General features: G+C 65.9%; 10 protein-coding genes. All 10 read left to right on the forward strand.

Features of this window, described 5'->3' with window-relative positions:
- Positions 1-52 precede the first annotated feature (52 nt).
- The 10 genes from AC3RCP_RS16485 (at position 53) to AC3RCP_RS16530 (ending at position 13540) form a co-directional block, all read left to right on the forward strand.
- Positions 53-1024 (forward strand): ABC transporter substrate-binding protein, encoded by a 972-nt coding sequence (locus AC3RCP_RS16485; RefSeq protein ID WP_492570420.1) that lies wholly within the window; start codon positions 53-55, stop codon positions 1022-1024.
- A 27-nt stretch (positions 1025-1051) separates the two neighbouring features.
- On the forward strand, positions 1052-2404 hold the full coding sequence (locus tag AC3RCP_RS16490) for an LLM class flavin-dependent oxidoreductase (protein WP_492570421.1): 1353 nt from the start codon (positions 1052-1054) through the stop codon (positions 2402-2404).
- On the forward strand, positions 2401-3396 hold the full coding sequence (locus tag AC3RCP_RS16495) for an ABC transporter substrate-binding protein (RefSeq protein ID WP_101338026.1): 996 nt from the start codon (positions 2401-2403) through the stop codon (positions 3394-3396). Before AC3RCP_RS16490 ends, AC3RCP_RS16495 begins: the two co-directional genes overlap by 4 nt.
- Positions 3397-3432: 36 nt before the next feature.
- Positions 3433-4620 (forward strand): acyl-CoA dehydrogenase family protein, encoded by a 1188-nt coding sequence (locus tag AC3RCP_RS16500; RefSeq protein WP_492570422.1) that lies wholly within the window; start codon positions 3433-3435, stop codon positions 4618-4620.
- Positions 4617-5576: a D-isomer specific 2-hydroxyacid dehydrogenase family protein gene (locus tag AC3RCP_RS16505; RefSeq protein WP_492570423.1), complete on the forward strand. Its 960-nt coding sequence runs from the start codon at positions 4617-4619 to the stop codon at positions 5574-5576. Before AC3RCP_RS16500 ends, AC3RCP_RS16505 begins: the two co-directional genes overlap by 4 nt.
- 422 nt (positions 5577-5998) lie before the next feature.
- Entirely contained in the window at positions 5999-8146 is a 2148-nt protein-coding gene (locus tag AC3RCP_RS16510; RefSeq protein ID WP_492570424.1) for a TonB-dependent receptor, read from the forward strand.
- 34 nt (positions 8147-8180) lie between these two features.
- The gene (locus AC3RCP_RS16515; RefSeq protein ID WP_101338030.1) at positions 8181-9755 is read left to right on the forward strand and encodes a flavin monoamine oxidase family protein; all 1575 of its coding nucleotides are present in this window, start codon (positions 8181-8183) and stop codon (positions 9753-9755) included.
- A gap of 39 nt (positions 9756-9794) precedes the next feature.
- On the forward strand, positions 9795-10298 hold the full coding sequence (locus AC3RCP_RS16520; protein WP_492570425.1) for a RidA family protein: 504 nt from the start codon (positions 9795-9797) through the stop codon (positions 10296-10298).
- A gap of 28 nt (positions 10299-10326) precedes the next feature.
- Positions 10327-12816 (forward strand): TonB-dependent receptor plug domain-containing protein, encoded by a 2490-nt coding sequence (locus AC3RCP_RS16525; RefSeq protein ID WP_492570426.1) that lies wholly within the window; start codon positions 10327-10329, stop codon positions 12814-12816.
- 10 nt (positions 12817-12826) lie between these two features.
- Complete coding sequence (locus tag AC3RCP_RS16530) at positions 12827-13540, forward strand: SGNH/GDSL hydrolase family protein (protein ID WP_101338033.1); 714 nt, start codon at positions 12827-12829, stop codon at positions 13538-13540.
- Positions 13541-13648 lie beyond the last annotated feature (108 nt).

Raw genomic sequence — 13648 nt, forward strand, 5'->3', positions numbered from 1 at the left:
CTCCAGGCGGAGGTGACCCCCAACCACCGACACCCGCCTGGAGCCTGTCGTCATGCGCGTTACCCTGCCCTTCATCACCCCGCTGTTGCTGGCTGTCACTCTCTGCCTCGCCGCCACGGTGCAGGCCGCCGACCTGCAACCGCTGCGGGTGGCCAATCAGAAATCCACGATCAAGGTCTTGCTGCAAGTCTCCGGCGAGCTGCAGGACGTGCCTTATGAAATCCAGTTCTCCGAGTTCCCCGCCGCCGCACCCCTGGGCGAAGCGCTGAATGCCGGCGCCGTGGACATCGGCGCCCTGGGCGATGCGCCCTATGTGTTCGCCCTCGGCGCTGGCGCACCGCTCAAGGTGGTCAGCATCGTCCACGCCGAGGGGCGCTACACCACGGCCATTCTCGCGCCCAGGGATTCGCCGCTGAACGACGCCCGCGACCTCAAGGGCAAGCGCATCGTCACCACCCGTGGTTCCATCGGCCACTTCCTGGCGATCAAGGCCCTGCGCAGTGTCGGCCTGAGCACCCGGGACGTGCAGTTCATCTACCTGCTGCCCAGCGAGTCGCGCATTCTCCTGGACAACGGCAGCGCCGACGCCTGGTCGACCTGGGACCCCTACACCACCATCGCCACCACCCAGAGCCAGGCCAAGGTGCTGGCCAGCGGCGACAGCCTGCTGAGCAACCATCTGTACCTGGCCGCCACCCGCCAGGCCATCACCGACAAACGCCAGCAGCTCGAAGACTTCGTCGCCCGGGTCGATCGCGCCTACCGCTGGACCAATGCCCATCCCCAGGAGTTCGCCGCCGCCCAGGCCCAGGTCACCGGCCTGCCGCTGGCGGTGCACCTGGCGGTGGCCAAGGCCACGCACATGCAGCCGGTGGCGATCGACGACCAGGTCATCGGCGGCCTGCAAACCACCGCGGACATCTACCGCGAGGAAGGCATCCTCACCCGGCCCATCGACGTTTCCCAGGGCTTCGACAAGAGCTTCAACGCCCCGCGCGTGCAACTCAACCAGGCATCCCGCTAACCAGGCTACGGATTCAGGAGCACCACCATGAGCAAACAACGTCAATTGAAACTCGGCGCGATGGTCCATGGCGTCGGTCACGGCTGGGGCGAATGGCGCCACCCGCGGGCCCTGGCCAACGCCAGCGTGAACTTCGACTTCTATAAGCAGCAGGCGCAGTTGGCCGAGGCGGCGAAGTTCGACTTCGTGTTCATCGCCGACAGCCTGCACATCCATGAAAAATCCAGCCCGCACTACCTCAACCGCTTCGAGCCGCTGACCATCCTCTCGGCCCTGGCCGCCAGCACCCGGCATATCGGCCTGGTGGCCACTGTCACCGTCAGCTACAGCGAGCCGTTCCAGGTCGCCCGCCAACTCGCCTCGCTGGACCATATCAGCGGCGGTCGCGCCGGCTGGAACGTAGTCACCTCCTGGCTCAGCGGCACCGCCGACAACTTCGGCAAGGCCGAGCACCCGCCCCACGCCGTGCGCTACCGCATCGCCAAGGAACATGTGGCGGTGGTCCAGGGCCTGTGGGACTCCTGGGAAGACGACGCCTTCGCCTACGACAAGCACAGCGGCGAGTTCTTCACTCCCGGCAAGCTGCATGCCCTGGAGCACAAGGGCGAGTTCTTCTCGGTGAAGGGCCCGCTGAACATCGCGCGCTCCCGGCAAGGCCAGCCGGTGATTTTCCAGGCCGGCACCTCCGAGGATGGGCGCAATTTCGCCGCCGAAAATGCCGATGCGATTTTCGTCAATTCCGAGGGCTTCGACGAAGCCCGTGCCTATTATCAGGACCTGAAGCGCCGCGCCGCCGGCTTTGGCCGCGATCCACAGCTGCTGTCGATCCTGCCCGGCATCCGCCCGATCGTTGGCCGCGATGCCGCAGAAGTCGAAGAGCGTTACCAGCAGGCGGTAGCGCTGGTGAGCATTGAAGATGCGATCGTCGCTCTCGGCCGGCCGTTCAACGACCATGACTTCAGCCAGTACCCGCTGGACGGGCCCTTCCCCGAACTCGGCGACCTCGGCGCCAACAGCCAGAAAGGCGGCTCGGAGCGGATCAAGCAGCTGGCCAGGGATGAGGGCCTGACCTTGCGCGAAGTGGCTCTGCGCTTCTCACGACCACGGCGCGACTTCGTCGGCACCCCCGAGCAGGTTGCCGATGCCATTCAAACATGGTTCGAAGGCGGCGCAGCCGACGGCTTCATCATCAACTCGCTGCTGCCGGACGGCCTGCAGTACTTCACCGAACGGGTGGTGCCGGTGCTGCAACAACGCGGCCTGCTCCGTGACCAATACAGCGGCCAGACCCTGCGCGACAACCTCGGCCTGCCGGTGCCGGTCAACCGCTACGCCAAGCCATCCCAGGCCAGAGCAACCCAGAGCGAGGCCGTGGCATGAGCGAATACCTCAACCGTCGCGGATTCCTCACCGCCAGCTCGCTGGCCCTCGGCGCCTTGGGTTTGTCATCGCTGGGGTTTGCGCCACGGGTATTCGCCCAGGGCAACAGCCTTGCCGACCTGACCCTGGGAGTCGCCACCTACCGTGGGCAGGACTCCTACTTCGTCGAGGACGCCGGCACCGCCGATACCCCCTATAAAGTCGAATACTCGGAGTTCGCCGGCGGCAACCTGATCGTCGAGGCCTTGGCCTCGGGCAGCCTGGACGTCGGCGGGATGAGCGAGATCCCGCCGATCTTCTCGATCCAGAGCCATCGCCAGCCACGCCTGATCGCGGTGCTGCAAGGCGACGTGAACAACCAGGTGTTCCTGATTCCCAAGGACTCGAAGGTCGAGTCGGTCGGCCAATTGCGCGGCAAGCGGGTCGGCTATGTGCGCTCCACCACCTCGCACTACTTCCTGATCAAGGCCTTGAAGGAACAGGGCCTGAGCATGAACGACATCACCGCGGTGGCGCTCACGCCCCAGGATGGGTTCAGCGCCTTCCAGAGTGGCCAGCTCGATGCCTGGGTGATCTATGGCGTGTTTATCCAGCTGGCGAAATTCCGCAGCGGCGCCCGGGTACTGAAGACCGCCCTGGGCTACCTGTCCGGCAACTACCTGATCGCCGCGCGGCCCGCGGCCCTGGAAGAGCCGCTGCGCAAGCAGGCGATTCAGGACTATATCCAGCGCCAGGCGCGCACCCTGGAGTGGATCAACGACAACCCCGGGCCCTGGGCGAGCAAGTCGGCGCAGTTGCTGGGCGTCGACAAGGCGGTGTTTCTCGACATGTACAACAACCGCAGCCAGCCGTCGCGGATCATCGCCGTCAACGACCAGGCCATCGCCTCGCAGCAGGCAGTCGCCGACCTGTTCTTCGACGCCGGCGTGCTCAGCGAACGGCTCGACGTCAGTCCCCTGTGGGACCGAAGTTTTGCCTTGCTGCCGCTATGAACCGGCTCCCAGCCTCCTTGATCGAGTGAAGTCACCATGAGTCTTTCTTCTCCCCTGCCGCCTTTGCTGCACCCGGTCGAAGTCGGCGACTTCGACGCCTTGCTGCAAGGCCTCGGCCAGCAACTCGGCGCCACGGCCCACCTGTATGACCAGAGCGGCGCCTTTCCCCGGGACAACTTTGCCCTGCTGCATCAGCACGGCCTGTTGGCCCTGACGGTGCCCAAGCACCTGGGCGGTGGTGGCGCCAGCCTGGCCCAGGCGCGTAAGGTGATCAGCGCGGTGGCCAAGGGCGAACCCTCCACCGCGCTGATCCTGGTGATGCAGTACCTGCAGCATTCGCGCCTGCAAGACAGCAAGAGCTGGCCCGAAGCCCTGCGCCTGCGGGTGGCCGCCGACGCGGTGCGCGACGGCGCCTTGATCAATGCCCTGCGGGTCGAGCCCGACCTTGGCACCCCGGCCCGCGGCGGCCTGCCGGCGACCATCGCCCGGCGCACCGCCGCCGGCTGGCGCATCAGCGGGCGCAAGATCTACTCCACCGGCAGCCATGGCCTGAGCTGGTTCAGCGTCTGGGCCCGCAGCACCGACGAAGACCCGCTGGTCGGCGCCTGGCTGGTGCACAAGGACACCCCCGGCATCAGTATCGTCGAGGATTGGGACCACCTGGGCATGCGCGCCACCTGCAGCCACGAAGTGCTGTTCGACAACGTGCTGGTGCCGCTGGACCACGCCGTCAGCGTCAGCCCCTGGAGCGCGCCGCAACCGGAGCTGGATGGCGATGGATTCCTGTGGATGGCGGTGCTGCTGTCGGCGGTCTACGACGGCATCGCCCAGGCCGCGCGGGACTGGCTGGTGGGCTGGCTGGAACAACGCAAGCCGTCCAACCTCGGCGCGGCACTGGCAACCCTGCCGCGCTTCCAGGAAACCCTCGGCCATATCGATACCCTGCTGTTCGCCAATCGCAGCCTGCTGGATTCCGCCGCCGAAGGCCGCACGCCGGCGAGCAACGCCGCGCAACTGAAGTACCTGGTGACCGGCAACGCGATTCGCGCCGTCGAGCTGGCCATCGAGGCCTGCGGCAACCCCGGCCTGTCGCGCCACAGCCCGCTGCAACGGCATTACCGCGATGTGCTCTGCGGTCGTGTCCACACCCCGCAGAACGATGCCGTGCTGCAAGGTGTCGGCAAGGCGGTATTCGCCCAGCGCCAGAACAAGGACAAGTCATGACCCCACTCGTTATCGCCAGCCAACTGGATGCCGACTTCAACGCAGTGATCCGCCAGCGCCTGGCGCTGACTCACCCGGGGGCCAAGGTGCTCGACGCGCCCGCCGGGGTGCCCAGCGACCTGCCGGCCGAGGTCGGCATCCTGCTGGCGCGACCGATCAATGTCCGCGGCTACCTCGCGCCGGACACCCCGCCTCCGGGCTGGCCCTATGCGCTGCGCTGGATCCAGGTGGTGTCGTCGGGCATCGACTTCTATCCCCGGTGGCTGTTCAACGGCCCGCCGGTCAGCACCTTGCGCGGCAGCGGGGCCGAGAACATCGCCGAGTTCGCCCTGGCCGCGATCTTCGCCGCGGCCAAGCACCTGCCGCAGATCTGGGTGCATGACCCGCAGTGGAACTTCACCGCGCTGACCCCGCTCAAGGGCAGCACCCTGGGGCTTCTCGGCTTTGGCGCGATCGGTCGCAGCCTGGCGGGCAAGGCCCGGGCCCTGGGCCTGAATGTGCTTGCCCTGCGCCAGAGCCAGGCGCCGTTCGAGGTCGAGGGCGTGCAGGCGGCGCGGGATATCCATGAGCTGTTCGCCCGTAGCGACCATCTGGTGCTGGCGGCGCCCTTGACCGAAGCGACCCGGCATATCGTCGACCGCGAGGTGCTGGCCAGCGCCAAGCCCGGCCTGCACCTGATCAACATCGCCCGCGGCGGCCTGCTGGACCAGGACGCCCTGCTCGCGGCCCTGGACAGCGGGCACATCGGCCTGGCCTCGCTGGACGTCACCGAACCCGAACCTCTGCCGGCCGGCCATCGGCTGTACAGCCATCCCAGGGTGCGGCTGTCGCCCCATACCTCGTCGGTTTCCACCAACAGCCGGCATGAGATCGCCGACGGTTTCCTGGCCAACCTCGAGCGTTTTCTTGCCGGGCAGCCGTTGGAGAACCCGGCGAATCTCGAGCGCGGTTATTAGCCTCTAGCGCCAGCCGCTGCAAAGCCGCTCGCCGCCCGCTTGCTCCTACAGACGCTACTGTCCGTAGGAGCGAGCGGGCGGCGATCCGACTTGCCCGCGATTTCGTGAACCCCTCAAAATAAACATCAGAAATACGCATTTATTAATCGCATTAAATTACATATTTTTATAATTAACTTATAACTATTCAGACTTTTACACGGCGTATTTATACAAATACTGTTACATCCAGCACCGACCACCCGACCAGGTGGAGGCCCACGGAACTGCATTTTTTCCGGCCGACACCACTCCACGGTCAATAGCTCCACCCGAACCTGAAAACCGGCCCAAGCCCCCCGCCGCCATGGCTTTCCAAGCATGGCCCCGGCGCAGCCTTGCCCGGAAAAAAACAACGCCAACCTACACACCTGGGGTTCACCATGCAGCACTTCACCGCACACCGCCTGACGCTGGCTGTCTCCCTGAGCGCCGGCGTCTCGCTGAACCTGGCCGGATTGCCGGCCCACGCCGAAGAAAGCACCGACAAGGCTGCGCTGCCGGTGGTCACCGTCACCGCCGAGCACCATGCCGAGGACCTGCAAAAGGCCCCGCTGGCGATCTCCGCGTTCGATGAAAAAGCCCTGGAAGACAAGCAGATCAAGAGCATCCGCGACCTCTCCGGGCAGGTGCCGAACCTCACCCTCAGCCGCCAGTCGATCTCCTACAGCGCGCAGACCTACGGCATCCGTGGCATCGGCGAGACCGATCCGATCCAGGAAGCGGCCGTGGCGGTCTACGCCGACGACCTGTACATCCCACGGGCGATTTCCTCGATGCTCGATTTCAATGACGTCGAGCGCGTCGAGGTGCTGCGCGGCCCCCAGGGCACCCTGTACGGACGCAACAGCAGCGCCGGGGCGATCCGCGTGATCACCCGCGACCCGACCCAGGAAACCCGGGGTTTCCTCGAACTCGGCGCCGGTGACTACGACGCCCGCAACGGCCGCCTGCTGATCAGCGGACCGCTGGTGGACAACACCCTGTTCGGCAGCTTTTCGGCGATCCGCCTGAGCCGCGACGGCACCGTCTCCAACCCCACCCGCGGCAAGGACGTGAACAACGTCGATATCCAGTCGTACCGCGGCAAGCTGCGCTACAAGCCGGACGATTCGCCCTGGGATGTGCAACTGACCCTGGCCGGCACCTTCGACCGGGGCGACACCACCAGCTACACGCCCTTCGATGCCAACGGCCGTTTCGACAAGTTCAAGAGCTACAGCAGCCTTGATCCGAAGAACCGCCTCGACCAGGGCAGCTCGGTGCTGCGGGCGATCTACGCCATCGACGAGCACCTGAACTTCAAGTCGGTGACCGCCTACTCGGCCTTCCACCAGCCGGTGGACTATGACAACTCGGGCCAGGCGGCGCTGATCCAGAACAACCTGATCCTCTACAAGCAGGACTACGCCACCCAGGAGTTCCAGCTCAACGGTGACTACGACGACCTAAGCTTCAGCACCGGCCTGTACCTGTACCGCGAGCAGTTCGACGCCGAGCGCGACAACCTCACCTACTCGGTGGCGCGCAACCGGGTGATCGGTCAGGGCCAGTACAGCACCACCCACACCGAGAGCTATGCGCTGTATGGCCAGGGCAGCTACAAGATCACCCCACAACTGTCGCTGATCGCCGGGCTGCGCTTTACCCGCGAGCACAAGAACTTCGAGTACGACAACTACGCGATCGACAGCAATCGACGGATCACCGGCACTAATTTCAGTGCCGATTCGAGCAAATCCTGGCAGTCCACCAGCCCGAAACTCGGCTTCGAATACGCCTGGACGCCGCACCTGAACCAGTACGCCTATGTGGCCAAGGGCTTCAAGGCCGGTGGCTACGATAACCGCGCGCCGACCCGGGCCGCCGCCGAGCAGGCGTTTTCCCCGGAAGACGTGACCACCTGGGAAACCGGCTTCAAGGGCGACTTCTTCGACCGCCGCCTGCGGGCCAACCTGGCGCTGTTCTACAACGACTACAAGGACCTGCAGACCAATGCCTACGACCCGGCGCTGGGCGTCAGCCTGCGCACCAATGTCGGCCAGGCCCACACCTACGGGGTCGAGCTGGAAACCCTCAGCGCCCTGACCCATGACCTGCAGCTGACCTTCAACCTCGGCTACCTGCAAAGCCAGTACGACGACTTCGAGAACGCCAGCGGCGCCGGGGTCGACGCCAACGGCAAGCAGTTGGTGTTCTCACCGCGCGGGAACACCAGTGTCGGCCTCAATTACAGCATCCCCGCCGGCCTGCCCGGCACCTGGCTGGCCGGCACCGATGCGCAGTTCCAGACCAGGTCCTACGCCAACGCGCTGAACGACGACATCCAGGAAATCCCCCGGCAGACCTTCTGGAACGCCAACACCCGCTACATCTCCGGCGACGGCCACTGGACCACCACCCTGGCGGTGAAAAACCTGCTCGACCGCGCCTACCCGCAGTCGGTGGGCTACGTGCCGTCCAGCGGCGCCCGTTACTACTCGGTCAACGACCCGCGAACCCTCTTGCTGTCCGTGCGCTACGACCTCTGACCCCCTCATCGGCAAACATGCCAAGGAGTACCTTATGGCTTTTACCCGCAGGCAACTGATTTCCCGTATCGCCGCCGTCGGTGGTTATTCCGCCGCCGTCGGCGCCCTCGATGCCCTGGGGCTTGCGCCCAAGGCGATGGCGGCGAGCTTCGACCCGCTGCAACTGGGCAGCAGCGGCAAAGGCAAGCATGTGGTGGTGGTCGGCGCCGGCATTTCCGGGCTGGTCAGCGCCTATGAACTGCGCAAGGCCGGTTTCAGCGTGACCATTCTCGAGGCCCGCGAGCGTGTGGGCGGACGCAACTGGACCCTGCGCCGCGGCACCAAGGTCGATTTCGACGACGGCGTCAGCCAGACTGTGGACTTCGATGAGGGCCAGTTCTTCAACGCCGGCCCGGCGCGTATTCCCAGCCATCACCAGACCCTTCTCGGCTATTGCCGCGAGCTGGGCGTCGAGCTGCAAGTGCTGGTCAACAGCAGCCGCAATGCCCTGGCCTTGCCCGACGCCCGGCAGCCGGCGTTCCAGCTGCGCCAGGCGGTCAACGACAGCCGTGGCCAGCTGTCCGAACTGCTGGCGCGCAGCGTCAGCCGCAAGGCCCTGGACCAGGACCTGAGCGCCGACGACCGCCAGGCGCTGCTGAATTTTCTCAAGGTCTATGGCGACCTCAACGCCGACTTCCAATACAAGGGCTCGGTGCGTTCGGGCTACACCCGCCTGCCCGGCGCCGGCGACCAGACTGGCATCACCCGGGCGCCGCTGGAGTTGCAGACCCTGCTCAACCCCAAGCTCTGGGGCGCGCTGGTGTTCGATGAAATCCCCGAGTTTTCCTCGACCATGTTCCAGCCGGTGGGCGGCATGGACCGCATTCCCCTGGCGTTCTACGACAAGCTCAAGGATGCGGTGCGCTTTCACGCCGAAGTCAGCGACATCCAGACCGCAGAGCTTGGCAGCCGCATCACCTACAAGGACCGCCAGACCGGCAAGAGCCAGACCCTGAGCGCCGACTACGCCATCGTCACGGTGCCCCTGCCGCTGCTGGCCCGGCTGCCGAACAACTTCAGCACGCCATTCAAGCAGGCGATCCTCAGCGCCCAGAGCGACCAAGCGAACAAGGTGGCCTGGCAGTCGCCGCGCTTCTGGGAAACCGACTTCAACATCTTCGGCGGGCTGTCCTACCTGGACCACGAGGTCAAAGGCCTGTGGTACCCCAGCGACCGGCTGAACAGCGCCCAGGGCATCCTTATCGCCGCCTACAACACCAGCGCGGCGGCCCAGGCCTTCAGCCAGAAATCCCTGGCCGAGCAGTTCGCCTCCTCGCGCCAGGCCGTCGAGCTGCTGCACCCCGGGCACAGCGCCAAGCTGCAAAAACCGGTGGCCATCAACTGGTCCAAGGTGCCCTTCAGCAAAGGCCCGTGGATCGTCAACGACGAGGTCGGCGAACAGGCCTACCACATCCTCAACCAGCCCCAGGGCCGTACCTACCTGGCCAGTGATGCCCTGGCCCATGGCGGCGTCGGCATCTGGCAGAACAGCGCCGCCGATTCGGCGCGACGCATCGTCAGCCTGATCGGCCGCCATGCCGAACGCCTGCAACCGGGCGTTGCCGCCTGATTTTTCCGCCCTTTTCTCCACAGCAAAAAGGACCGTCCGATGAAAACCGCCACACTGCTCGCAGGACTGCTTATGACCGCCACCGCCTTCACCAGCCTCAGCCACGCCGACGAGATCAAGCGCATCGCCCTGCCCAATTCCAACTTTCCGATTTCCCTGGCGGTGGCGGTGCCGGCGCAGACCGACTTGCTGTTCGTCAGCGGCCTGCTCGCCGACCTGCACGACCCGCAAGCGCCGAAGGACTCCTTTGCCGCCTACGGCGACACCGCGACCCAGACCACCTCGATCCTCAACAAGCTCAAGGGCGTGCTGCACAGCCAGGGCCTGGACCTGGGGGACGTGATCCAGCTGCGGGTGTTCCTGGTGGGCGACCCGGCCAAGGGCGGCAAGCTGGATTTCGCCGGGTTGCAGCAAGGCTATACGCCGTTCTTCGGCAGCGCCGAGCAGCCGCACAAGCCGGCGCGCACCGCGGTGCAGGTGGTCGCCCTGCCGCTGCCCGGCGGCCTGGTGGAAATCGAAGCCGTCGCCGCGCGCAAGCAGTGACACCCCGACATTCAGGAGCTTCATGCTTATGCCCAGCTCAACCGTCCAACACGCCGTGCCTGCGTTTCGCCCGTTACTGCTGCCGCTGTCGATTGCCGGCGGCCTGGCTTGGTTCAACCTGGCGGCCGCCGAAAGCGCCTCGCCGACCCTCGATACGGTGGTGGTCACGGGCAACCGTGGCACCGCCGAACGCACCGTGACCACCAGCCCGACGCCGATCGACGTGGTCACCGGCGAACAACTGCGCGCGGTGGGCAAACCCAGCCTGCTGGAAGCGCTGAGCAAGTTCATTCCGTCCTTCAACCTGCCCGACCGCGCCGGTTGGGACGCCAGCGGCGTGGTGCGCTCGGCGACCCTGCGCGGGCTCACCGCCTCCCATGTGCTGGTGCTGGTCAACGGCAAGCGCCGGCACACCAGCGCCACCTTGAACATCAACGGCATCAACAGCGGCGCGGCGCCCAGCGACCTCGACCTGATCCCGGTGGCGTCCATCGACCATATCGAGGTGCTGCGCGACGGCGCCGCGGCGCAGTACGGCTCGGACGCGATTTCCGGGGTGATCAACATCATCCTCAAGCAGACCACCGGCGGCAGTTCCGACACTACCCTCGGCCAGGGCTACGACGGCAAGCGCGGCACCGCCCAGGAGGCGCTCAACTACGGCTTCCAGGTCGGCGAGGCCGGGGTGCTGAATGTCTCCCTCGACAGCCGTTACCAGGAGCGCGACAACAAGGCCGGCAGCAACGGCTACAGCCGCCATTACTACCCGCTGGCCGACGGCTCGCCCGACCCGCGCGAGGCCGATGCCAGCCACCACACCTACAAGGGCTACGGCCTGCCCCGCAGCCAGCAGGCCGATGTCGGCTACAACCTCGACCTGCCGCTGAACGACGCCGTGACCCTGTATTCGTTCTCGACCCTGGCGACCCGGGAGAACAACGACGGCCAGAACTTCCGCCTGCCCAATGGCCGCAACACCATCACCACCGGCCCCAATGGTTACCCCAACGGCTACAGCCCCTATTGGCTGATCAACGAAACCGATTTCCAGTCGGCGTTCGGCGCCAAGGGCGGGGACTTCGGCGGCTGGGCCTGGGACCTGAGCAGTACCTACGGGCGCAACTACGCCAAGCAGCGCACCTACGACAACCAGAACCCGTCCCTGGGGGAAAACACCCCGAACAAGTTCACCTCCGGCATCTACATCGCCGACCAGTTGACCAGCAACCTGGATCTGAAGCGCAGCTACGAGATCGGCCTGGCCAAGCCGCTGGACCTGGCCTTCGGCTTCGAGCACCGGCGCGAAAGCTATGAGACCCGTGCTGGCTCCGAGGCCTCCTATCTCGATGGCGGCTATGTGTTTCCCGCCGGCCACCCGCGCGCCGGGCAACGCCCCGATCCGGGCGCCCAGGTGACCAATGGCATCAGCCCCGAGGATGAGCAGAAGATCAGCCGCAACAGCGTCGCCAGCTACATCGACCTGGGTTTCTACCCCGTGGCGCAGTGGTATGTGGGCGTCGCCGCGCGCTACGAGCACTACAACGAAGGTGTGGGCGCCACCCGCAGCGGCAAGCTCAGCACCCGCTATGAGTTCAACCCGGTGTTTGCGCTGCGCGGCACTATCAGCAACGGCTTTCGCGCGCCGTCCCTGGCCAACCAGATCTTCACCGCGCGCTCGACCGGCTTCGACACCATCAATGGCGTCTACCAGTCCTACAACTATGTGATCCTGCCGGTGGACTCGGCCGGCGCCCAGGCGCTGGGGGCGCAGTCCCTGAAACCGGAGCGCTCGACCAACTTCAGCCTGGGGTTTGCCCTGACCCCCAGCGAAGACCTGAGCCTGACCGTGGACGGCTACGTGATCAACCTGCGCGACCGCCTGGTGCTCAGCGAACGCTTCCAGGGCCCGGGAGTGGCCGCCCTGCTCGACAGCATCGGCGTGCCCGCCACCGCTGGCGCGCAGTACTTCACCAACGGCGCCAACACCCGCACCTCCGGGGTCGATGTGGTGGGCAATTACCGGCAGAACCTGGCCCGCTACGGCTCGGTGAAATGGACCGCGGCGCTGAACTACAACCACACGCAAATCCTCAGCGTCAGCGACACCCCCGCGCAACTGAGCGCCCTGGGCAGCAACTTCCAGCTGCTCGGGCGCCAGTCGCGGGCGCTGCTCACCAAGACCTCCCCCAGCAGCAAGATGATTTTCTCCGCCGACTGGGCGATCCGCGACTTCGACGTCAACCTGCGACTGACCCGCTACGGCACCTACACCGAGGTCAACAGTTCGAGCAACCCGGACCTGGACCGCGAATACTCGGCCAAGTGGATCACCGACCTGGACGTGGCCTATGCCTTCGACAAGCAACTGACCGTGGCGGTGGGCGCGCAGAACCTGTTCGACAAGTACCCCGACCCTATCGGCGTCAGCAACTCGTCGTTCGGCGACAACTGGGGCAGTTATTCGCCCTTCGGCTTCACTGGCGGCTACTACTACACTCGTCTGCAATATGCCTTCTGAGTAGCTGCCCATGACTGACGTGTTCGCCAAGGTGGCCCTGGGGCCGCTGTTACTCGCCCAGGGCCTGTACACCCGCTGGGTCACCCCCAGGTTGCCGGAGGCCGAAGGCCCGCGCCAAGGCAGGCACGCCGACGCCAGCGGGCCGGCCCTGCGCCTGTTGATCCTCGGCGACTCCGCGGCGGCGGGCGTGGGCGCCCTTACCCAGGACGAGGCGATTGCCGGCCGGCTGGTGGCTGGCCTCGCCGGCGACTTCCAGCTGTCATGGCAGCTGCGGGCACAGTCCGGGCTGGACTCGCGACAGTTGTTCCAGCTGTTGGAGGACGGCCCGGCCGAGCCCTTCGATGTGGCCCTGGTGTCCATCGGCGTCAACGACGTCACCAGCCGCATCGCCGCGGCCGAATGGCAGGCGCGGATCTCGCGCCTGATCGTACTCTTGAGCGAGCGCTTCGAGGCCCGGCACATCGTCTTCCTGCCCGTGCCGCCCATGCACCTGTTCCCCGCCCTGCCCCAGCCGCTGCGCTGGTACCTGGGCCTCAGGGCCCGGCGTTTCAACAGCCTGCTGGTCGAACTGCTGGCCGGCCAGGATCGCTGCGCATTGCTGGCGACCCGCTTCCAGCCGGCCGCCAGCCTGATGGCCGGGGACGGCTTCCACCCTTCCCCGGCGCTCTACCAGATCCTCGCGGATGAAGCGGCGCGGGTCATTCGCCAGCGTTGCAGCCGCTGAGTCATACCTGGCTGAACCCGGCACGCGCGCGGCCTACGGATCGAAGCGGGCCAGGCTTGCCTGCGGGTGGTCGAAAAACCGGGAAATAATTTAAACCTTTGCCGCAGG

It is taken from the genome of Pseudomonas sp. GW822-FHT05A08, from assembly GCF_058800485.1.

Coding starts and splice junctions, on each gene's coding strand:
- AC3RCP_RS16530 (WP_101338033.1), top strand. CDS start 12,827: ATGACTGACGTGTTCGCCAAGGTGGCCCTGGGGCCGCTGTTACTCGCC.
- AC3RCP_RS16500 (WP_492570422.1), top strand. CDS start 3,433: ATGAGTCTTTCTTCTCCCCTGCCGCCTTTGCTGCACCCGGTCGAAGTC.
- AC3RCP_RS16525 (WP_492570426.1), top strand. CDS start 10,327: ATGCCCAGCTCAACCGTCCAACACGCCGTGCCTGCGTTTCGCCCGTTA.
- AC3RCP_RS16510 (WP_492570424.1), top strand. CDS start 5,999: ATGCAGCACTTCACCGCACACCGCCTGACGCTGGCTGTCTCCCTGAGC.
- AC3RCP_RS16515 (WP_101338030.1), top strand. CDS start 8,181: ATGGCTTTTACCCGCAGGCAACTGATTTCCCGTATCGCCGCCGTCGGT.
- AC3RCP_RS16520 (WP_492570425.1), top strand. CDS start 9,795: ATGAAAACCGCCACACTGCTCGCAGGACTGCTTATGACCGCCACCGCC.
- AC3RCP_RS16495 (WP_101338026.1), top strand. CDS start 2,401: ATGAGCGAATACCTCAACCGTCGCGGATTCCTCACCGCCAGCTCGCTG.
- AC3RCP_RS16505 (WP_492570423.1), top strand. CDS start 4,617: ATGACCCCACTCGTTATCGCCAGCCAACTGGATGCCGACTTCAACGCA.
- AC3RCP_RS16490 (WP_492570421.1), top strand. CDS start 1,052: ATGAGCAAACAACGTCAATTGAAACTCGGCGCGATGGTCCATGGCGTC.
- AC3RCP_RS16485 (WP_492570420.1), top strand. CDS start 53: ATGCGCGTTACCCTGCCCTTCATCACCCCGCTGTTGCTGGCTGTCACT.